General features: G+C 60.3%; 15 protein-coding genes, 3 tRNA genes and 1 pseudogene. 5 read left to right on the plus strand and 14 right to left on the minus strand.

The window, feature by feature from the left end; genetic code table 11:
- Positions 1-50 precede the first annotated feature (50 nt).
- Together QLG02_RS00350 and QLG02_RS00355 are read left to right on the plus strand one after the other, a co-directional pair.
- The gene (locus QLG02_RS00350) at positions 51-1,022 is read left to right on the plus strand and encodes a DmsE family decaheme c-type cytochrome (protein ID WP_282464212.1); all 972 of its coding nucleotides are present in this window, start codon (positions 51-53) and stop codon (positions 1,020-1,022) included.
- 11 nt (positions 1,023-1,033) lie between these two features.
- Positions 1,034-3,025 (plus strand): MtrB/PioB family decaheme-associated outer membrane protein, encoded by a 1,992-nt coding sequence (locus QLG02_RS00355; protein WP_282464213.1) that lies wholly within the window; start codon positions 1,034-1,036, stop codon positions 3,023-3,025.
- A 141-nt stretch (positions 3,026-3,166) separates the two neighbouring features.
- Here the strand turns inward: QLG02_RS00355 and QLG02_RS00360 are convergent, their stop codons facing one another.
- Positions 3,167-5,248, minus strand: a complete 2,082-nt coding sequence (locus tag QLG02_RS00360; protein WP_282464214.1) for a methyl-accepting chemotaxis protein — start codon at positions 5,246-5,248, stop codon at positions 3,167-3,169.
- Positions 5,249-5,797: 549 nt separating this feature from the next.
- Between QLG02_RS00360 and QLG02_RS00365 the strand changes: the two genes are divergently transcribed.
- Positions 5,798-7,087: a methyl-accepting chemotaxis protein gene (locus QLG02_RS00365; RefSeq protein ID WP_201905123.1), complete on the plus strand. Its 1,290-nt coding sequence runs from the start codon at positions 5,798-5,800 to the stop codon at positions 7,085-7,087.
- 522 nt (positions 7,088-7,609) lie between these two features.
- Here QLG02_RS00365 and QLG02_RS00370 read toward each other — a convergent pair.
- From QLG02_RS00370 to QLG02_RS00430, 13 genes and pseudogenes are all read right to left on the minus strand, one after another.
- On the minus strand, positions 7,610-8,686 hold the full coding sequence (locus QLG02_RS00370) for an acyltransferase (protein WP_282464215.1): 1,077 nt from the start codon (positions 8,684-8,686) through the stop codon (positions 7,610-7,612).
- A 229-nt stretch (positions 8,687-8,915) separates the two neighbouring features.
- Positions 8,916-10,066: pseudogene (locus tag QLG02_RS00375) on the minus strand (IS3 family transposase).
- Between the two features lie 244 nt (positions 10,067-10,310).
- A tRNA-Leu gene (locus tag QLG02_RS00380) sits at positions 10,311-10,397 on the minus strand.
- 41 nt (positions 10,398-10,438) lie between these two features.
- A tRNA-Cys gene (locus QLG02_RS00385) sits at positions 10,439-10,512 on the minus strand.
- A gap of 34 nt (positions 10,513-10,546) precedes the next feature.
- Positions 10,547-10,622, minus strand: a tRNA-Gly gene (locus QLG02_RS00390).
- A 181-nt stretch (positions 10,623-10,803) separates the two neighbouring features.
- A complete protein-coding gene (gene pgsA, locus QLG02_RS00395; protein WP_011706577.1) occupies positions 10,804-11,358 on the minus strand; it encodes a CDP-diacylglycerol--glycerol-3-phosphate 3-phosphatidyltransferase in 555 nt (184 codons plus the stop codon).
- Between the two features lie 303 nt (positions 11,359-11,661).
- Positions 11,662-13,512 (minus strand): excinuclease ABC subunit UvrC, encoded by a 1,851-nt coding sequence (gene uvrC / locus QLG02_RS00400; protein WP_011706578.1) that lies wholly within the window; start codon positions 13,510-13,512, stop codon positions 11,662-11,664.
- Between the two features lie 188 nt (positions 13,513-13,700).
- A complete protein-coding gene (gene uvrY / locus QLG02_RS00405; protein WP_011706579.1) occupies positions 13,701-14,345 on the minus strand; it encodes a UvrY/SirA/GacA family response regulator transcription factor in 645 nt (214 codons plus the stop codon).
- 212 nt (positions 14,346-14,557) lie between these two features.
- Positions 14,558-15,319 (minus strand): 3-deoxy-manno-octulosonate cytidylyltransferase, encoded by a 762-nt coding sequence (gene kdsB / locus QLG02_RS00410; protein ID WP_049047862.1) that lies wholly within the window; start codon positions 15,317-15,319, stop codon positions 14,558-14,560.
- Positions 15,316-15,504 (minus strand): Trm112 family protein, encoded by a 189-nt coding sequence (locus tag QLG02_RS00415; RefSeq protein ID WP_011706581.1) that lies wholly within the window; start codon positions 15,502-15,504, stop codon positions 15,316-15,318. The genes kdsB and QLG02_RS00415 overlap by 4 nt, the downstream gene beginning before the upstream one ends.
- 121 nt (positions 15,505-15,625) lie before the next feature.
- Positions 15,626-16,627: a tetraacyldisaccharide 4'-kinase gene (lpxK, locus tag QLG02_RS00420; protein ID WP_282464216.1), complete on the minus strand. Its 1,002-nt coding sequence runs from the start codon at positions 16,625-16,627 to the stop codon at positions 15,626-15,628.
- The gene (gene msbA / locus QLG02_RS00425; RefSeq protein ID WP_011706583.1) at positions 16,627-18,396 is read right to left on the minus strand and encodes a lipid A ABC transporter ATP-binding protein/permease MsbA; all 1,770 of its coding nucleotides are present in this window, start codon (positions 18,394-18,396) and stop codon (positions 16,627-16,629) included. Before msbA ends, lpxK begins: the two co-directional genes overlap by 1 nt.
- A 122-nt stretch (positions 18,397-18,518) precedes the next feature.
- Positions 18,519-20,810 (minus strand): DNA internalization-related competence protein ComEC/Rec2, encoded by a 2,292-nt coding sequence (locus tag QLG02_RS00430; RefSeq protein WP_282464217.1) that lies wholly within the window; start codon positions 20,808-20,810, stop codon positions 18,519-18,521.
- Here QLG02_RS00430 and QLG02_RS00435 point away from each other — a divergent pair.
- Together QLG02_RS00435 and QLG02_RS00440 are read left to right on the plus strand one after the other, a co-directional pair.
- A complete protein-coding gene (locus QLG02_RS00435) occupies positions 20,748-21,266 on the plus strand; it encodes a DUF2062 domain-containing protein (protein WP_171283149.1) in 519 nt (172 codons plus the stop codon). The genes QLG02_RS00430 and QLG02_RS00435 overlap by 63 nt on opposite strands.
- Positions 21,260-21,754: a DUF2062 domain-containing protein gene (locus tag QLG02_RS00440; protein ID WP_282464218.1), complete on the plus strand. Its 495-nt coding sequence runs from the start codon at positions 21,260-21,262 to the stop codon at positions 21,752-21,754. Before QLG02_RS00435 ends, QLG02_RS00440 begins: the two co-directional genes overlap by 7 nt.
- Positions 21,755-21,769: the final 15 nt, after the last annotated feature.

Consider the following 21,769-nt stretch of genomic DNA (forward strand, 5'->3'; position numbering starts at 1 on the left):
CAGGCCAGGGGGATGCCTCCCCCCGGCCCTTTGCCGTTGAAGGACACGATATGAAAAGAATCACCCCGCAGTGGCTCCTGGCGGGTTTGCTGGCACTCGGTTGCCTGCCGGTCTGGGCCAAGAGCGATGCCCAGCCGGCGGCCGATGCCGATCCGCGCCTGCAGGTCGAGGCCACCCTCGACCAGAAATTCGACCAGGGCAAATACTCCCCCAAGGGGGCCGATACCTGCCTCAAGTGCCACGATGCCGACTCGCGCAAGCCCGCCACCGGCATCTTCCACAATGTGCACGGCAACCTCGGCAACCAGAACGGGCCGATGGCCGACAAGCAGTGTGAAGCCTGCCACGGCCCCGCCGGCAACCACCCGCGCAATCCCCGCAAGGGGCAGAAGCGTGAACCCATGATCACCTTCGGCCCCGATTCGCCGGTCCCGGTGGAGAAGCAGAACAGCGTCTGCCTCTCCTGCCACACCGATACCCAGCGGATGGGCTGGCATGCCAGCGCTCACGCGGTGGAGGATATCTCCTGTACCAGCTGCCACAGCCTGCACCAGGCCAAGGATCCGGTGATGGACAGCAAGCTGCAGGTGGAGACCTGTACCAACTGCCACGCCCAGCAAAAAGCCGATCTGCACAAGCGCACCAGCCACCCCATTCTCAATGGCGAGCTGCCCTGCTCCAGTTGTCACAACCCGCACCAGTCGCAGAACGAGGCCAGTCTCAAGCAGCCCAGCCTCAACGAGAGCTGCTACGAGTGCCACGCCGAGAAACGGGGCCCCTTCCTGTGGGAACACGAGCCGGTGACCGAGGATTGCTCCCTCTGCCACAGCCCGCACGGCTCCATCAACCAGGCGCTGCTCAACAAGCGGGTGCCCCAGCTGTGTCAAGAGTGCCACAGCGTGCCCCATGCCAACGTCTCCATCCCCGAGGGGGATCTCAAGGTGCGTGGCGGCAGTTGCCTGAACTGTCATAACCAGATCCACGGGACCAACCATCCCAACGGTCAATCACTGCGGCGCTGAGGAGAGAAGTCATGAAATACTCAACACTTTGGCTCTCCCTGCTGGCGGTCTGCTCGGCCCAGGCGGCCGAAGAGCCGCTGGCAGTCGGGGATTACGCCCTGCAGCAGAGCAAACCGGCCAAGACCGAACGCTGGAGCTGCAAGTCCTGCGAGCGCGATGAGGGCTGGTTTGGCGAGGTGGGGCTGGGTGCCGGCTATGCCAACGACGATGGCGCCACCCGCTTTCGCAACTGGGTTCCCAGCCAGCAGGACAGCGGCATGCTCGGCATCTTCAACGCCGACCTGCAATATCGGGGAGAAGGTTCCCGCTACGGCAGCCTGGAGGTGAAAAACCTCGGCATGGAGCGCTTCAGCCTGGCGACCGAACAGGGCCACTACGACGGCATGCGCGCCCGACTGGGCTACTCGGAATCCCCCTTCTACTGGAGCAGCCACGGCCGCAGCGTCTATCAGCCGGGCGAGAGCCCGCTGACCCAGGGGTCGCTGGCCGAGTTCGACAAGGAGGTGGTGCGCAAGAAGCTGACCGCCGGGCTCGCCTACACCCCGAAGAGCCCGTGGCGCCCCTACGCCGACTTTTCTCATGAGAAAAAAGAGGCCACCCTCGCCTACTACCAGTCGAGCGTGCCTGGCATCGGCAGCGGGCCAGGCCTCTTGCCCAAGCCCGTCGACGGCAGCTCGACCACCCTGGTCAAGAGCGGCGTCAGCTACCTGGGAGAAGGCTGGCTGGTCGATCTCGCCTACAACGGCTCCCTCTACCGTACCGATGACACGGCGCTCTACTATGGCAGCGTCGCCGACCCTTACGCCAACGAGCGCGCCTACGAGCCGGACAACAACTTCCACCAGCTGAGCCTATCCGGCCAGTACAACTGGGATCGGCAGAGCCTGACCGGCCGCGTGCTCACCAGCCAGGCCACCTCCAACGGCAGCCTGACCGCGTTTCGCAACGCCCCCATCACCCAGGATGACTTCCACGGCGAGGTCAGCACCCTGCAGGCCGATGCCAAGTGGGTAGGCCGTTTTGGCCGGGATCTCACCCTGCGCGCCGGCGGCGAGTATCGGGACCGCAAGGACAAGTCCGATGAATACGCGGTGGTCGGCAAGCAGCGCGGCAAGAGCGATCGCACCCGCAGCAAGGCGGATCTGGCGGCCGACTACCGACTCAGCCGCTCGGTCAAGCTCACCACCGGCTATCAGTACAAGGCCGATCAGCGCGAACAGGCCGACCGGCAGGATACCGATGAGCACACCCTGTTCCTCAAGGGGCGCTACCGCCCGGCCGGGGCGCTGCAACTGGGCGGCAAGCTCGCCTGGAGCACCCGCGACGGCTCGGACTGGCGCCACGACAGTGCCGGTGGCAACGGCAGCCCGACCCTGCGCCAGTTCTATCTGGCGGACAGGGACAGGGTCGAACTCAGGGGGGATCTCGGCTATCAGTTCAGCGAGGGGATGGATGCCCGCCTCGAAGGGTGGTGGGCCAGGGATGACTACAAGGAGCCGGACATAGGGCGCAGCGAGGGCAAGGATTATGGCATCGACCTGACCCTCAACCAGCAGTTCGACGACAACCTGAGCGGCCACCTGTTCAGCAACCTGCAGTGGATCACCTCCAGCCAGAACCATGCCTACACAGGCGCACCGGACTGGGATCCCTACAGCACGGCGGTGCGCGACGAGATCACCACCCTCGGGCTCGGGCTCACCCAGAAGAAGGCGTTTGACCGGGATCTCGAGCTCGGGCTCGATTACAGCTTCGCCTATGGCCGCGGCAAGACCGACGCCAGCAAGGGCTATGACTACCCGGATCTGACCAGCAAGCAGCACCGGCTGGAAGGCTACGCCCTCTATCAGCTGACCAAGCAGCATTCGCTGCGCTGGGATGTGCGCTACGAATACTTCCAGGACGTGGATTACCTCTACACCGGCGAAGAGCGCAACCTCGGCAACCTGAACCAGGACTACAACGGCTACTTCACCGCCGTCTCCTGGCTCTACAAGTTCTAAAGGCGCGATTGCGCGCCGTACAAGGGCAGACACCCTGTGTTGTCAGCCCAAGCATAAAGAGGGGAGCCCAGACTCCCCTCTTTCATCATCTCGTCTTTGTTCTCTTGATTGCCCCTTCACTCTGTCGGGCTCGACATGGCATCAGCCGGTATAAGTCGGCTCCAGCGCATAGTGCTTGAAGCAGGCCTCCAGCTGGCTGCGCGCCTGCGGTGCCACCTCGATGAACTCCAGCCCGTATACCTCGCCCTCTTCCGCCTGACGGGACCACATCACCCTGGCCTTGATCGTCAGCGGCGTCTGGTTGCGATACAGATCGATGGAGGGCTTGGGGGTGTAGATCTTGAGCTCCACCTCGGCGCGCTTGTCCAGAGCCAGGGGCTGTACCGTGCGCAGTCGCAGGCCGGTGACGCTGAAATCCTCGGTGATCGACTCATGGAACCCACCCCCGGCCTGTACCTTCACCATCATGTGCTGGTACATGCGCGGCGCCCGCCGCAGCTCATGATCGCTGCGATCCGCCCCGCTCTCGGCCTCGAAGCGGAACTGCTCCATGATGTCGCGCAGCTGGCTCGACTCCTGATAGAGGGTGCGGCTGATGATCCCGGTGGTCTGCACCTTCTCGGTGTTCTCCGCGAGCGCATGCAGCAGGTCGTGCAGGTGGGCATTGAGCGAGGAGAGCTTGCCCATCTGCTCGTCGCTGGTGCCGCGGATCTGATCCGCCGCGCCGACGCTGCGCTCGATCTCTGTCATCAGGCCGTTGATGGACTGGCTCGCCTCGTGCGCTTTGTCCATGGTCAGGTGAGTGCGGGCGATGACGCTCTTCACCGAGGTCTCGTTCTCGCCGATGAGCCGGCTCAGGGTCGTGACGATCTCGTTGATCTCCTTGGTGGCCTGACCGGCATTGTTGGCCAGCTTGCGCACCTCGTCGGCCACCACCGCAAAGCCGCGGCCATACTCCCCGGCCCTGGCCGCCTCGATGGCGGCGTTGAGGGCCAGCAGGTTGGTCTGCTCGGTGATGGCGGTGATGGACTGGGTGATCACCTGAATGCGCTGGCTCGCCTCGCTCAGCTGACGGGTCTTCTGTTCCGCCTGCTGCGCCTCGGTCACGGCGTGGCGCATCTCTTCGATGTTTTCACTCATCACCCGGGTGCTGCGATGGGCGCTCTGATAGGCCAGCTCCGCCTGCTGCCCCACCTGGCTTGCCAGGCCGGAAACCGCCTCGGCCGCGCAGGAGAGGTCATTGCTGGCGCGGGTCACTTCCGTCGAGTGGTGCTGCTCCAGCTGGGATGCGTCGGTGATGGTTCTCGAGATATCGGAGATCTGATAGGAGGACTGGGCCAGCTGCCGGGTCCGCAGGTCTATCTGGCGCATGTGGCGACTGAGCTGCGCCGCCATCAGCCGCATGGCCCCGAGCACGCTGTGATTGTCTGCCGAACGGGTCTGGATGGCGACGGTGAGGTTGCCCGCCGCAATCTCGGCGGCCACCCGCGCGGCATAATCCGGCTCACCGCCCAGGGTGCGCATCAGGTGACGGTACTGAATAAAATAGGCCAGCGCCACGAACAACAGGGAGACCAGCCCGGCCACCAACCCCATCAGCAGGGCCAGCGCCTTGGCCTCGTCACGGCTGGCCACGGCACGGGTGATCCGGCTGTCCAGCTGATGATTGATGCGCTCAAGCCGCTCGTTGATGTTTATCACCATGTGATCAAAGCCACCCTGGCTGCTCATCATCAGGTTGCCCGCCGCCTGACCCTGGCGACTGTAGGTATCCACCATGACAACCCCTTTCTCATACAGCCCCTTGACCGTCTCCTGCATCGGCAGCAGCTCGTCGCTCAAGTCCGGCAGGCTGCGCATCAGGGTATTGAGATTCTGCAAGGCGGTATCGCGAAACGTGGCCGCCTCGGCGAGGCCCTCTTCCGTGTTGCCGGTCACCGCCGCATCTGTGATGAACTGCTGGATCTGCACCAGGTCATAGCGCGTCTCCTTGAAGATGAGGTGAGCCTGATTGAAACGCTCGACCTTCTCCTGTGCGCGCAGCTGGGCCTGGCTGCTCCACAAGGAGACGATGGATGCCACGATCAGCGGCACCGCCACCAGGATCCCCCCCAGGATCATCATCCGTTTGACCGAATGCCTTCCTCGGGGCGCATGCGACACTGCATGTGCCTCGGTCTGGTCGAAGGCGGTGTCCTGCAAGAGTCCTTGTGCAGTAGCCATGGCATCACCTCATCCTGGTAGCAGAGCGTCATTGGGCCATCGCAGCAAGGCATTCAGCTGCAAAGAGCCGATCCGTTTTGTCGACTCAAGCAAAACCCAAGCCAGAAAAAATGGCCTGGTTTTCCCCCTCTTCCGCCCCCAATGCGGGCAACTTGCCACAAGGCCCGCCCAAGGCGAGCAAAACGCGATGCAAACTGCAATAAAAGCGGTATTTTCTGCTCGAGCAGCCCCCTCGGACCACCACGCCTTGCCCTGATCGACCCATCCCCCCTTTATCATGCCCGGCTCACAGACACGGCCTCCCGGCCTGGGGTGAGCCGCCGCCAACGCCCGGCCATATTGACGATCAGCACACTATTGCCAGGTACTCAGCTCAGGGGTCAACACCATCCGTTGGCGCACCATGGCGTATTAGGCCTGGTTTTTGTATGGAGTAGCCCGAGTCAGTGGTCGGCGGGTGTTGCACTCACAAGCGGAGCCTTATGCCTGCAAGGTGTAAGAGGTGGATTGAAGGCTCATTGAATGATTTGACCTGGTTGGGGAGTTTCTATGTTCAACGCAAAACTCAAGAACGAGCTGGCAGCAGAAAGAGCAAGGGCCTTGCAGAGCGAGGCGCTGAACCACGCCATGCATGGTCACCTGCCGATGATCGAATTCACCCCCGAGGGCCATATCCTCGATGCCAGCCCGCTGTTTCTCAGCACCGTCGGCTACAGCCTCAAGGAGATCGTGGGGCAGCACCATGCCATCTTCTGTCGAAAAGAGGACTCTGGCTCCCCCTCCTATCGGGAATTCTGGAGGAAGCTGGCCAATGGCCACAGCCAGCAGGGCACCTTCCAGCGAGTCGGCAAACACGGCCAGGAAATCTGGCTGGAAGCAACCTACTTCCCGGTCAGCCAGGATGGCAAGGTCAACAAAGTCGTTAAAATCGCCTCCGACGTGACCTTGCAACATGACCTGCTCATGACGCAGAAAGCGATATTCGAAGCGCTGGATCGCTCCCTTGCGGTCATCGAGTTTGAGCCAACTGGCGTCATCATCAACGCCAACCGCAATTTTCTCGACACCATGGGCTATCGACTCGATGAAATAAAAGGTCGTCAGCATCGTATGTTCTGTGATGAGTTGTTTTATCGGGAACACCCCGATTTCTGGCAGGAACTGGCTCAGGGAACCTTCAAATCGGGGCGCTTTCAGCGCTTTGACAAGCAAGGTCATGAAATCTGGCTGGAAGCGACCTACAACGCAGTGCGGGGTAGCCATGGCAAGGTGATCAAGGTCATCAAGTTTGCCTCCAACATCACCTCGCAAATCAAAAAAGATCAGGCCGTGCAAAATGTAGCCAAAGTGGCCAACGAAACCTCCGTCACCACCAAGGCTTCCGCCATCAAGGGTGAGGACATGCTGACCACCGTCGTCTCCACCTCGGACAACATCGTCACCCAGATGGAAAATGCCAGTACGCTGATGAACAAGCTGCATGCCCAATCCCAAAATATCACCGCCATCGTTTCAACCATCAGCAGCATTGCAGATCAGACCAACCTGCTGGCACTCAACGCCGCCATCGAAGCCGCGCGAGCCGGTGAACAAGGCAGAGGCTTTGCCGTCGTGGCTGATGAAGTTCGTCAGCTGGCGGCAAGAACCTCTCAATCCACCAACGAGATAGCGAGCGTGGTCAGCCAGAACCAGCAGCTTACCCATCAGGTCAGCGAACAGATCCAGTCCGCAGCAGATGGTGCCATCCATGGACAAAGGCAGATCGATGACGTCGCGAAAGTGATGCAAGAGATAAGGAATGGCGCCGAAGAAGTGTCGACCATCATCTCGGAACTCTAGAGAAAGCAGCGAGGGTCACCTTAGGAGCTCAACCCTCTAGTAAACGAGAAACAGGCTGCTCACCCAGGTGGTGCACGACCTCACCAACCAGGGTTACACCAACCGCCTCCAGCTCGAGGTGAAACTCGACGAGCTACCGGAATAAATCTGTGTGGGTCAAATGTGGACACTGGGAGAAAACAAAAAGGCCGCTATTGCTAGCGGCCTTAGTAAGTCTTTTATTTTAATGGTGCCCGAGGCCGGAATCGAACCGGCACGACGCGAACTTAGAGGGATTTTAAATCTGATTTGGCCCTATGAGAAAACATATCACCTACATAAAAATCAAAGAGTTAGTGAACCAGTGATGACCAAAAATGACCACCTATTTAAAATTATTTCACCACTCTGTCGCCACTTTTTCTCATGCTAAAAGCATGGGGCAAGATTCACGCCTATCGTGCCGAGTCTCAACCGCCTCTTTACACATACCACATTAACAGAATGTATAAATAAACGGTTGAGAGCAATCACCATTAACAATCACTTTATCAAAGCAGTTGACAGGCTTTGATATTTCCCCCTAATGAAAATGGACACGTTCGAACCATATTTAATAAAATGCTTCTCACATAAATGCCAAGATAAATATCCAAGAGCAATAGACACAAACAGTGATGATATTTGATTAAACCAAACACCATGGGCACTAAAATAGTGGGCCATCACTTGTTGAACTGGAAAACCCCACAGGTAAACACCATAAGAAATATCAGCTTTTGGTTTTAATTTCAAGATAAAATCTCTTGATGAAGCATAAAGTATAAACAAGAAAATAGATGCATATGCAAAATATGATGAGTAAATAGTACCTCGCAGCACAATATAAAGCACTGCGAATCCAAGACAAGGTGCAAAGCGTATTGCTATCAGCTCTTTATTAAGAGCAAGCATTGCGCCGAATGCAAAGCATGGCGCTAAAAAATCCACCTCATGATTTGGCACAACCCAAGGAAACAACATTCTTGAGCTCAAGAATGGCTCAATCAAAATAACCAAGAATATGGCTACACTAAGTTTCTTTGAGCTCAGAACCCCAACTGCATACAGCGCAAACAACAAGATATATGCAAACACTTCATAGGGTATTGTCCACAACGATCCATTTACCGTATTCGGATATGGATTATCCACAAAAACACCTGGAAGAGTAAACTGAATATTCATTCCAGCAATTTTTAATACATAATCATATACCTCTTTCTGGTGGAAGTAATCCACAAGTGATAAAGAGGTAAGCATCGGACCTATCACAAAGGCTGTCACTATACTTGACAGGATTAGAGCTGGCCAAATTCTGAAAAAACGAGATATAACAAAACGAAGTAAATCACCATTATTTAATAGTGAGTTAGTAACTACCAAGCCACTAAGAAAGAAAAAAACTTTCACTGCTATTGAACCAGAATAGTCAACCTGCATTAGGCGACCTATAATATCGGACTTTCCTAGTTCAGGAGATATAGCATAAGCATGGCCATAGATAACCATACTTGCGGCAATAACTCTAAAGATATCTATGTTATTGTTTTCTTTCCTTAACAGTTCAGATAATTTCAATTCCTCCCCCTTAAAATAACAAATATGTAAAAAATGAGAAATCTATATGAGCCCCCTTGATGCCCAACAGACTGCAGATTGTGACAGCTTATCTTGTGTGGCTCAGTCGTTTACTGACTCATTTAGCGACATATGATCTAATCCTTCTACCCAGAAGTACAGAAGAAAGCCTCATAACAATCAAAATCAGCTGAGGCCACAGACACTCAAAGGATTCAGCCTGTAGTGGTCAACTAAATCCGGACACTTGATTAAGCCGATCCTCGGCCTCTGCTGGCGGTATCCCGTCATTGTGTTGATGTGGACGCCGCCAGTTGTAGTAATCCATCAGGTAATAACTGCTATCCCGCTCCGCTTCCCGCAGGCTCACGGATCCCGTCGCAGGAAGCCACTCTGACTTCAGGCTTCTGAACAACCGCTCTATCCGGGCGTTATCCCAGCAGTTTCCACGCTGGGTCATGCCATAGCGCCACAGTCGTTGCCGAAATGCCCGGCTGCCATATTGGCTGCCCTGGTCGGAGTGAAACAGCACACCGGATGCGCAACCCCGCTGCTGATAGGCCATCTCCAGTGCTTTGATTGCCAGCTCTGCATCAGGCTTGTCAGACATCGCCCAGCCCACGACTCGCCGGGTATGAAGGTCAAGCACCACTGCTAAGTAATGCCAACGAGCACTTGTCCAGACGTAGGTGATATCGCTACACCACACCTGATTGGGTTGCGGAACATCAAATTCGCGGGCCAGCAGATTCGGAATATCCGGTCGTTCAGAGCATGCAACCTTATAACGGTGTGCGCCCGGCTGTTTGGATGCCAGCCCGGCTTCCTTCATCAGGTTACGGACTTTGAATCGGCCAATCTGATACCCCAGCTCTTGCATCATCGACATCAAGGCACGGCTGCCTGCGGAATCCCGGCTCTCTTTGAACAAACGGCGCAACTCGCTTCGTTGTTTCATCCGCTCACGGTTAATCGTCCGCTTGCGGGCTAAATAGCCGTAAAAACAGGACTTGGGAACATCAAAAGCGCAGCAGACCAGGGTGATGGGGGCTTGCTCCCTTAATCGATCTATCAGCGCGTACGTGTGAACTCGTCCGCCATCAAGAGAGCTGTAGCCTTTTTTAGAATGGCTTTTTCACGTTCAAGTCGGTTGATGCGGGCTTCCAGTTCCTGGATTTTCTACTGCTCTGGGGTCAGAGCCTTGCTGATAGGAGTGGTGCCAATTCGTTCGGATTGAAGCTGCTGAACCCATCGACGAAGCACGGTTTCGCCAACATCCAGTGAACGGCTGGCTTCGGAGACGGAATAGCCTTGGTCGAGCACCAAGGATGCGGCTTCGAGTTTGAATTCAGCAGTAAATGAGCGACGTAGTCTTGTCATTGAACACCTCTGATCATGGTGGCGACTGTACCACCTAAAATGGTGTCCGGGATGATTAGACCACTACAGTTGGGACGAAGCGCAGGTTGTTCGCAACGAGTAGCAGGAAGTAGTAAGTCGCTTAGACAAGAAATGGACAAGAAAGGAAAAGTGAGAGAGGGGAAACGCTGGGGAGCAGAAACAAAAACGACGCAATAAAGCGTCGTATCTGTTTAATCTGTAAGGCTTTTGTCTTCAATTTTAATGGTGCCCGAGGCCGGAATCGAACCGGCACGACGCGAACGTCGAGGGATTTTAAATCCCTTGTGTCTACCGATTTCACCACTCGGGCACCGTAATCGGTATCAAGCTCGCGCCGCGGGCTTGTCAATATGGAGGCACGTTCCGGAGTCGAACCGGACTAAACGGATTTGCAATCCGCTGCATAACCGCTTTGCTAACGCGCCATGCAAAAGAGAGAAACTCTCTATTGTCTGAATTTGGAGCGGGAAACGAGACTCGAACTCGCGACCCCGACCTTGGCAAGGTCGTGCTCTACCAACTGAGCTATTCCCGCAATGGTCTGGCTGACTGCCTGACTACGAGGACGCATTCTAGCGATGTTCCTCGCCCAGTCAACCAAAAATGTTTAATACCCTGATCGTTCGGGTGTTTTTTGCCCTTTTCCTGCATTTTCAACGTTCACGGCCGTTTCCCTGCCCCAAGTGCGGGGAAAAGGTGCTTAGTACCAACGCAGACTAGAAGCGGGAGTGGTAGGTCAGATCGCCCCAGGCGGCCTTCATGTACTGGAACATGGACCAGAAGGTGAGCACGGTGGCCACATAGAGCAGCACATAGGCCAGCCATACCATCCAGATGTCGTACTGCCAGATGAGACCGGTGAGCGACACCATCTGGATCATGGTCTTCCATTTGCCAATCCAGCTGACCGCCACCGAGGAGCGCTTGCCCAGCTCGGCCATCCACTCGCGCAGGGCGGAGATGATGATCTCGCGGCCAATCATGGTCATGGCAGGAATGGTCACCCAGATGGTGTTGTAGTGCTCGACGATCACCACCAGCGCCGCCGCCACCATGATCTTGTCGGCCACCGGATCGAGGAAAGCGCCGAAGGCAGTGGACTGGTTCAGCTTGCGGGCAAGGTAGCCGTCAAACCAGTCGGTCGCCGCCGCCAGGATGAAGACGATGGCCGCCGCCAGATAGGACCACTGATAGGGAAGGTAGAACAGGATGACGAAGACGGGGATGAGCAAGATCCGAAAAAACGTCAGCAGATTAGGAATATTTGTCATTATTTTCAGCCACTTCTTGTATGCCGCTACATGGTAGCCCCAAGCCGATCACGGATGCAACCGGACAGGCGCCCGCCTTGGTCTATGAATCCATCAACAACCTCAGGATGCGGGCCATTATGGCATTTACGGCCCCCCTGCGTCACGGCTCTTGTGTGCCGGGATCCCCGAAGTGAATGAACCCAGGGTGAATGATGTGACTCAACTCGCCCCTTGCCGATACCTGGGGCGACATCCCCTGTTCGCCATCAGGGCAAACAGGGGCAACATAGGGCGCATTCACCCCTTCTCGGCAACCAATGGCTAGAGCGAGTGCAGGGCGTCGTGGATGGACTGGGCCAGCTCCTGGCTGATGCCGGGCACCTTGGCGAGCTCCTCCACCCCGGCTTTTTTCACCTCCTGCAGCCCGCCCAGGTACTTGAGCAGCGCCTGCCGCCGTTTCGGCCCCACCCCCGGAATGTCCTCCAGGGTGCTGGTGGTGCGGGCTTTCGCCCGTCTTGCGCGGTGGCCGGTGATGGCAAAACGGTGGGATTCATCGCGAATGTGCTGAATCAGGTGCAAGGCGGGCATATCTGCCGGCAAATGCAGCTCTTCGTGACTCTCCCCCAGGATCAGGGTCTCCAGCCCCGCCTTGCGGGTCACCCCCTTGGCGATGCCCACCAGGAGCGGATATTTGCCCCCCAGAAACTCCAGCTGGCGGGCCAGGATCTCCTCGGCACGGCGCAGCTGGCCAAGGCCGCCATCGATAAACAGCACGTCAGGCACCTTGTCCGGCTCCTGCTGCTTGCCAAAACGCCGCTCCAGCGCCTGCTCCATGGCGGCGTAGTCGTCGCCACCGGTGATGCCGTCAATGTTGAAGCGACGATATTCTGATGAGAGCGGCCCCTCCCGGTTGAACACCACGCAGGAGGCCACGGTGCGCTCCCCCATGGTGTGGGAGATATCGAAGCACTCCATGCGGGCGATGGGGCGCTCCAGCTCCAGCAGCTCCTCCAGCTGGTCATAGCGGGCGGTGGTGGTGCTCTTGTGGGCGAGCCGCGAGCGCAGCGCGGTCTGGGCGTTGATGGAGGCGAGCTTGATGAAGCGGGCCCGTTCGGCGCGGGTACGACTCACCACCCGCACCTTGTAGCCGGCGGTCTGGCTCAGGGTCTCGGCGATGACGTTCTCGTCTTCGAGCGCCACGTCGAGCAACACCTCGCTCGGGATCTGCCGTCCCCCCTGCCCCGACAGATAGAACTGCAGCAGGAAGGATTGCACCACCTCGTCGAGCTGGGTATCGGCCGGCACTTTCGGGAAGTAGCTGCGCGAGCCCAGCACCTTGCCCTGGCGGATGAAGAGCACGTGGATGCAGGCGGTCCCCTGCTCGAAGGCCACCCCCACCACGTCGAGCTCGTCCAGCACGTTGCCGCTCACCGACTGCTGCTCGGTCACCCGGCGCAGAGCCTGGATCTGATCCCGGTAGCGGGCCGCCTCCTCGAAGCGCAGATCGCCGCTGGCGGACTCCATCTTGCCCACCAGCTCGCCTATCACCTGCTGGTTCTTGCCCGCCAGAAACAGCTTGGCCAGCTCCACCTGCTGGGCATACTCGGCCTCGCTCACCAGCCCGGCCACGCAGGGGCCGGCACAGCGCTTGAGCTGGTAGAGCAGGCACGGGCGGCTGCGGTTGGCATAGACCGCATCCTCGCACTGGCGCACCGGGAAGATCTTCTGCATCAGGTGCAGGCTCTCGCGCACCGCACCGCCAGAGGGATACGGGCCGAAGTACTCCCCCTTTACCTTGCGGGCACCGCGATGAACGCCGATGCGCGGATGCTGGTGCGCGGTAATGATGATCCAGGGGTAGGATTTGTCGTCGCGCAGCAGCACGTTGTAGCGAGGCTGGTACTGCTTGATGAGGTTGTGCTCGAGGATCAGCGCCTCGGTCTCGGTGTGGGTGACCGTCACCTGCACGTCGGCGATCTGGCGCACCAGGGTGCGGGTCTTGATGCTGTCGACGTTGGCCCGAAAGTAGGAGGCGAGCCGTTTTTTCAGATCCTTGGCCTTGCCCACGTAGATGACGGTGCCGCCGCTGTCATACATGCGGTAGACGCCGCTCTGGTGGGTGACGGCACTGAGAAACGCCTTGCTGTCGAAGAGAGGTTCAGACGAGGTCATGCTGGCTCCGGCAACGGGGATCGAGGTGCTGGATCTGGGGGATCGCGGCAAACGGAAGATCGAAAGAGAGGCTCATCGGCAACCTAGCTCAACGGATAAAAGCAGAAGACGGCACAGAGCATACTGCGCCAGACCGGCAAAAAGCAAAAAGGCGGCACAGGCCGCCTTTGATGGCTACACGCCGCCCGTTACAGGGTATCGGCATCCAGCATGCCATAGCGAATGGCCAGATGGGTCAGCTCCACATCGCCATTGATGTTGAGCTTGCTGAACAGCCGGTAGCGGTAGCTGTTGACCGTCTTCGGGCTCAGGTTGAGCTGCTCGGAAATATCGGTCACCTTCTGCCCCTTGGTGATCATCATCATGATCTGCAGCTCGCGCTCGGAGAGGGACTTGAAGGGGTTCTCGTCGGCCGAGGCAAACTGGCTCAGGGCCATCTGCTGGGCGATCTCCGGGGAGATGTAACGCTGACCGGAGTGGACCAGGCGAATGGCGTGGATCATCTCGTCCGGCGCGGCCCCCTTGGTGAGATAGCCGGCGGCACCCGCCTGCATCACCTTGGTCGGGAACGGATTTTCTGAATGAATGGTCAGCACTATGATGCGCACATCGGGCCGGATCCGCAGGATCTTGCGGGTCGCCTCCAGGCCGCCGATGCCCGGCATGTTCATGTCCATCAGGATCACGTCGGGATGGTGCTGACGACAGAAAGTGACTGCGGTTTCCCCGCTCTGCGCCTCGCCCACCACCTTGATCCCGCGGACATCTTCCAGAATGCGTCTTATCCCTGTACGCACCAACTCATGATCATCGACCAGGAATACATTAATCACCCAAACACCCCGTTTTTTATCTCGTTATATGCCAGTTAGGGTTAACACGGCGTCTTGCATCATAACCAAACTCGCTGATTTGGCAAACCATGGCCGGGAAAAGTTTGAAAGTGCTCATAAATGGTGTTTTGAATCAAATAATTATATAAAGATTAAACACAAAAAACGGCGCCCGCAGGCACCGTTCAGAGTCATTTTTGCTGTTGTCGGCATCAGTTCGCCAGCAGCGCGCGCACCTTGTCCAGATCGGCCTGGGTATCCACCCCGACCGGCGGTGCCTCGAGCGCCTGGGCCACGTGGATCTTCTCCCCGTACCAGAGCACCCGCAGCTGCTCCAGTGCCTCGATCTGCTCGAGCAGGCTCGGCGCCCAGTCCACATAACGCTGGATGAAGCCGGCGCGATAGGCATAGATGCCGATGTGGCGCTGGTAGTGATCGCCAATCTGCTCGCGACTCGCGGCAAAGCGATCCCGATCCCAGGGAATGGAGGCGCGACTGAAGTAGAGCGCGTAGCCCTCCTGGTCGGTCACCACCTTGACGGCATTCGGGTTGAACACCTCTTCGGCGTCCTGGATCGGCACCGACAGAGTCGCCATGGGCGCCGTGGCGGCGGCCAGGTTGTCCGCCACCTGGCGGATGATGACCGGCGGAATGAGCGGCTCGTCCCCCTGCACGTTGACCACTATGGTGTCGGCGGCAAAGCCGTAGTGACGGCACACCTCGGCCAGCCGCTCGGTACCGGACTGATGATCCTTCGAGGTCATGCACACCTCGAAACCGGCCTGCCCGGCGCAGGCGGCCAGCGCCTGCTGCACCCGCTCGTCATCAGTGGCGACGATCACCCGATCGGCGCCCGACTGCAGAGCCTTTTCCACCACGTGCTGCACCATGGGCTTGCCGTGGATGTCGGCCAGCGGCTTGCCCGGCAGCCGGGTGGAGGCGTAGCGGGCCGGAATGACGACGACGAAGCTCATGACGACAGCTCGTCGCTGCTGAGCGGACGGGCGCGGTTCTCCAGCAGCACCGGGATCCCCTCCTCCAGCGGATAGGCCAGCTTGTCGAAGCGGCAGACCAGCTCATGCACGGCCTTGTTGTAGTGCAGCTTGCCCTTGCAGACCGGGCAGGCAATGATGTCGAGCAACTTGATGTCCAAAGCCAAAACGATACTCCTTCAACGATGTCGCGCCGGCGGTTTCATCACGCCGGCGATGGATGTCGAACAACCAGATATTGCATGCGGGGCATGATAAGCCCCTGCTCCCCCACGCGGGCGAGAGAGATTAACCTTGTGCCTTGGTTGCGCCTTGCCCCTTCCAGCTCCCGCCCAGCTTGTGCAGCAGGGTATCGAGCAGGGAGGCGGGCAACTCGGCGCTGACCGGCAGATACCACCAGTTGTCGAGGGCAAAAGAGCGGCACTTGACCGCATCCTTCTCGGTCATCAGCAGCGGCTTGCCGGCAAAGCGGCCCACCAGCTCGTCCCGATCGAAGGGGTGGTGATCGCCGTAGGCCACCCGCTGATCCAGCTGGTAACCGAGCCCCTCGAGAGTGGCGAAGAAACGGGGCGGATGACCAATTCCCGCCAGCGCGTCGACCGGGCCCGCCAGCGGCGTGGCCAGCGGGGCCTCGTCGCATACCCGACGGGGAGCGTCGGCCACCAGCCTCATGGGATACTCTCCCCGCCCCGGCTCGCCGCCGTTGCAGATGATGGCGTCCACCCGCTTGAGCCGGGTGACCGGTTCGCGCAGCGGCCCCATGGGCAGCAGGCAAGCGTTGCCGAAACGGCGCGCGCCGTCCACCACCACCAGCTCGATGTCGCGGGCCAGCGCATAGTGCTGCAGGCCATCGTCGGTGATGATGATGTCCACTTCGCCGCTCTGCTCCAGCAGACGCACCGCATCGGCCCGCCTGGGCGCCACCACTACCGGGCAGCCACAGCGCCGGGCAATCAGTACCGGTTCATCCCCCGCCTGCGCCGTGGTGCTGGCGGCATCGAGCCGGTACGGGTAATGGGGCGCCTTGCCGCCATAGCCGCGGCTCACCACGCCGGGACGATAGCCGCGGGCCTGCAACTGCTCCACCAGCCAGACCACTACCGGGGTCTTGCCATTGCCGCCCACCGAGATATTGCCCACGACTATGACCGGCAAAGAGGCACGATAGCCCTTGCGCCAGCCATGACGATAGGCGTAACGGCGGGTACCGCTGATGACGGCAAACAGCAGGGCAAAGGGGGCCAGCAACCAGCGCCAGCCACTCTTTGCATACCAGAGCCGCTCCAGCATCAGGCGTTGCCACCTGCGGTGGCATGGCCGAACTGGATGGCGCGCAGCTGGGCATAGGTGCCCTGCTGGGCCATCAGCGCCGCGTGGTTGCCGCGCTCGACGATATGGCCTTCATCGATCACCAGGATCTCGTCCGCCTTCTCGATGGTGGAGAGGCGGTGAGCGATCACCAGCGAGGTGCGCGCCTTGCACAGCTCGTCGATGGCCGCCTGGATGTGGCGCTCAGACTCGGTATCCAGCGCCGAGGTAGCTTCATCCAGCAGCAGCACGGGAGCATCGCGCAGCAGGGCGCGGGCGATGGCGATGCGCTGGCGCTGACCGCCGGAGAGCGACGCACCGTTCTCGCCGACCACTGTGTCATAACCGTTGCTCATCTTGCTGACGAACTCGTCGGCGTGGGCGATGCGAGCCGCCTGCTTGATCTCGTCGAGGCTGTATTTCTCTTCCGCGGCGTAGGCGATGTTGCTCGCCACCGTGTCGTTGAACAGGTGGACATGCTGTGAGACCAGGGCGTACTGCTTGCGCAGCTCGCTCAGGCGGTAATCGCGGATATTGACGCCATCCAGCAGGATCTCCCCCTGCTCGATGTCGTAGAAGCGGGTCAACAGGCTGGCGATGGTGCTCTTGCCGGAGCCGGAACGCCCCACCAACGCCACCGATTTGCCCGCCTCCACCTTGAAGCTGACGTTGTGCAGCGCCGGGGTGTCCTTGGTCGGGTAGGTGAAGGTGACGTTGCGAAACTCGATCTCGCCGCGGGCGCGCTCCAGGGTACGGGTCCCGGTATCCTGCTCCGGCTCGGTGTCGAGCAGGCCGAACAGGCTGTGGCAGGCGGTGATGGCGCGCTGGAACTGGTTGTTGACGTCGGTCAGGCTTTTCAGCGGCTTGAGCAGCATCATCATGGAGGTGATCATGACGGTGAAGGTACCGGCAGTCAGCTCGCTGCGCACGCTGTCGATGGTGGCCACATAGAGGAAGGCCGCCAGCGCGATGGAGGCAACCATCTGCACCACCGGGCTGCCGATGGCATCGGCGGCGACCATCTTCATGGTCTGCTGGCGCATGTTGTTGCTGACCTTGAAGAAGCGCTTCTCCTCCACCTTCTGGCCACCGAACATCAGCACCTCTTTGTGCCCCTTGAGCATCTGCTCGGTGGAGGTGGTGATGTCACCCACCGCCTGCTGGATGTGGCGACTGATCTGACGGAAACGGCGGCTGATGAGGCCGATGATGATGCCCACCACGGGCCCCACCACCAGGAAGATCACCGACAGCTGCCAGGAGTGCCAGAACATCAGGCCGAGCAGGCCGATCACGGTCGCCCCTTCCCGCACCAGGGTGACCAGAGTGGTACTGGCAGCCGAGGAGACCTGGCTGGCGTCATAGGTCACCTTGGAGAGCAGGTGACCGGTATTCTGGCGGTCGAAGAAGCTCATCGGCATCGCCACCATGTGATTGAACACCTGCTGCTGCAGGCGCATCACCACGTGGTTGCCGACCCAGGCCATGCAGTAGTTGGAGAGGAAGTTGGCGACGCCGCGCAAGGCCACGATACCCAGAACGAAGAAAGGCATCCACTTGAGCACGGTCGGATCGTTGCCGTTGATCCCCTGATCGATCAGCGGCTTGATGGAATAGACGAAGGTGGTATCCACGGCGGCGTAGCCCAGCATGCCGATGATGCCGCCGATCAGGCCAAGCTTGCGGTCACGGACATAGCCGAGCAGACGCTTGAAGACAGGCCAGCTGTCTTGTGAGGTTTCTTGTTGCATGAATAGCCGTTAATAAGGGAAATGACGGGCTATTCTAGCCAAAGCGCAGGATTACACCAAGCAGTGCCCATCACCAAGGCGGGAAATCACGGCCGTTATCCCAGCCAAAGCCGGGTTTACGCTCAGCGATCAGGCCAGAATGCAGGCCGCCACCAGTCACCATGGCGGCGAAACCAGGGGCCCTGCTCCCGTTCGGCCCGGATCCGCAGCCCACCCGGCGCAGGCTCGACCAGGATCTCCCCATCCAGTCCGGTGACCCATTGCTGCGCCTCCTGGTAGCGGGCCACCACCTCGGGGCGGGGAAATCCCCACTGGTTCATGAAGCCGGCGCTGTGCACCACATAGCGGGGGGCCACCGCCGCCACGAAGGGCGCCGTGGAGGAGGTGCGGCTGCCGTGGTGAGGGCTCACCAGCAGGGTGCTGGCAAGCCCCTCCCCTTCCAGCGCCAGCAACCGCTGCTCTGCCTGCCGCTCGATGTCGGCACTGAGCAGGATGCGCCGCTCCCCGTCGCGGATCTGCAGCACACAGCCGTCGTTGTTGTGGCCGCGCCCCGGTTGCTGCGGCCAGAGCACCGCCATCTCGAGCCCCTGCCAGCGCCACTGCTGGCCACGCCGGCACAGGGCCGTGAAGCGGCTGAAGTCGAATGACGAGAGCTCGTGGCGCACCGGCAGAGCCTGCAGGATGGCGCGCCGATTGCCGGCGTGATCCCGGTCCTTGTGACTGATGATCAAATAATCCAGCACCCGCACATCGAGCCGGTTGAGCAGCGGCAGGATCACGGCATCCGCCATGTTGTAGCCGCCCGGGTAGCGATCGCCGGTGTCGAAGAGGATGCCACGCTCACCCCGGGTGATCAGTACCGCCAGCCCCTGCCCCACGTCCAGCACCCTCAGTTGCCAGTGGGTCGGCGCCGGCCAGGCCGCCAGCAGCAGGGCCACACCCCCCGGCAACAACAGCGGACGACCGCCCGGCACATGCCAGGCGCACCAGAGCAGGGTCAGCAGCGCCGTGAGCGGCAGTACCCAACCCGGCACCGGCCACCAGAGCTGCCACTGGCTGGCCAGCCGGGCCAATGCCCACAACACCCACTGCAAGCCGACATCGGCCAGCCAGAACAGCAGGTGGGCCAGCTCCCCCGAAAGCGGCGCCAGCAGCACCCCGATGAGTGCCAGCGGTATGATGCCGATGCAAAAGAGCGGCAATGCCAGCAGATTGAGCAGCAGCGACAGCGGGGCAATCCCCTCGAACAGCGCCAGTTGCAGTGGCAGCAACCCCAGCAGCAACAAGCCCTGCAGGCGAATGAGCCCGGGTTTGGCCTCCAGCAGGCTCGCCACCAGCAGCAGAGCCACCGCCAGGAAGGAGAGCCAGAATCCGGCCGAATAGAGGGCAAAGGGATCCCACAGCGTGAGCACCACGAAGGCCCACAGCCAGATGCGATGGGCCGGCCACTCCCGCCGTCGCCAGCGCAGCAGACTCCACACCAGCACCATGATAAGGGCCCGTTCGGTGGCCACTGCGAAACCGGCCAGCCAGCTGTAGAGGGCGGCAAACAACAGGGCGACCAGAATCGCCCCCCGCAGCCCGAACAGCCGTCCCAGCCACCAGCCGAGCACCGCCACCAGCGCGATGTGCTGTCCCGAGATGGCGATGATGTGGGTCAGCCCGCTGCCGCGAAACAGGCTCCACTGCTCATCCGTGATGCCGCCCTGCTCACCGAAGGTGAGCGCCGCCAGTAGCGGGCCCTGACTCAGATCCTGCCAGCTGGCGGCAGCCCGAGCCAGCCAGCGCTCGCGCAGCCCCGTCTGCGCCGGCTCAATCTGGATCACCCGGCGCAGGTTGCCGGTGGCGGTGATCCCCTTGCCGAGCAGCAGGCGCCGCCCATCCATTCCCGCCTCGTTGGCCAGGCCGTGGGCCGGTTTGAGAGAGACCACCAGAGTGAGGCGGCTGCCTGCCGTCATGGCGGGCAACGCCTGGTAGACATTGATGCGCACCAGCGGCGCCGGAGTGAGCGCCTGCTCGTCGAGCCTGTTCACTCGCAGCACCAGTCGGATAAATTTATCGCCCTCGGGTTCTGCACTTTGCAGCTGTGCGGTTATGATGTGGCTCGTTTTTTTGCCGAGCTGATCCAGCCAGGCAAGCCGGTAGTGCAAACTCCCCTGCATCCAGAGGATGCCGCATAGCAGAAACAGCAGCCGCCAGCAGCGGTAACCGGCCAGGGGGAACGCGAGCAGCAGCATCAGGCCACCCCATTCCCATGAAGGCAACCATGGCCAAAGCAGTGAGGAGCTTGCCCCGAGGGCAAACGACAACAGACGCAGATCCATGGTGCAAGTATTTAGCAAGGTTTCAATATGCCCAAACGACTCATACAACGCTGGCTGCCTGATCCGGCGACACTCAAGGAACACAAGCACTTGCGGCTGTTTGGCAAGCTGCTGCTGGATGCCAACCTGTGGCACCTCAATCGGCGCTCGGCGGCCGGTGCCTTCGCGGTGGGGCTGTTCATGGCCTGGGTGCCGCTCCCCTGCCAGATGTTGCTGGCGGCCGGCGGCGCCATCGCCTGCCGGGTCAACCTGCCGCTCTCGGTGGCCCTGGTCTGGCTCTCCAACCCCTTCACCATGCCGCCGCTGTTCTACGGCGCCTATCTGACCGGCTGCCAGCTGCTGGGGCAATCCTCCCAGCACATCGAGATCGAGTTCACCTGGGCCTGGCTGGTGTCGGTGTTCGAGACCGTGGCCCCGCCACTGCTGCTGGGTTCGCTGGTGCTCGCCCTGCTCAGCGCCCTCATCGGCTACGCCCTCATTCGTACCTGCTGGCGCATCAGCACCGTGCGCCAGTGGCAGAAACGCAAGGTGGCCCGCGCATGCTGAATCGCTGGTTCGCCCGCTTCAAGATTGACCCCGATACCCTGCGCCAGCAGAAATGGTTCTCGCTGTTTGGCGAGCGCCTGCTCGCACCCGCCCTCTGGCAAGGGGGGCCGCGCGCCCTGAGCGGGGCGGTGGCGGCCGGCATCTTCGCCTGCTGGTTTCCCATCCCCATGCATTCACTCATCGCGGTCGGGCTGGCGCTGGCGTTCAGCCTCAACCTGCCGCTGGCGCTGCTGGCGGTCTGGTTCAACAACCCGCTGACCCTGCCCTTCATGTACCTCTACGCCTATCGCACCGGTTGTCTGGTGCTGCACAAGACGCCGGAGCCGTTCCACCTCAGCTGGACCCTGCACTGGCTGGAGCACGAGGCGGCCACCCTGGTGCCCCCCTTCCTGCTCGGCAGCCTGCTGCTGTCGGTGCTGACCGCCGCCACCGGCGGCCTCCTCACCCTGCTGCTGTTGCGCCTCGGCAAGCTGGTCCGCCCCCGCTGATCCCCCCCGCCTCGT

Origin of the sequence: Aeromonas sp. V90_14 (assembly GCF_029967615.1) — a bacterium.
GTDB classification, from domain to species: domain Bacteria; phylum Pseudomonadota; class Gammaproteobacteria; order Enterobacterales; family Aeromonadaceae; genus Aeromonas; species Aeromonas hydrophila.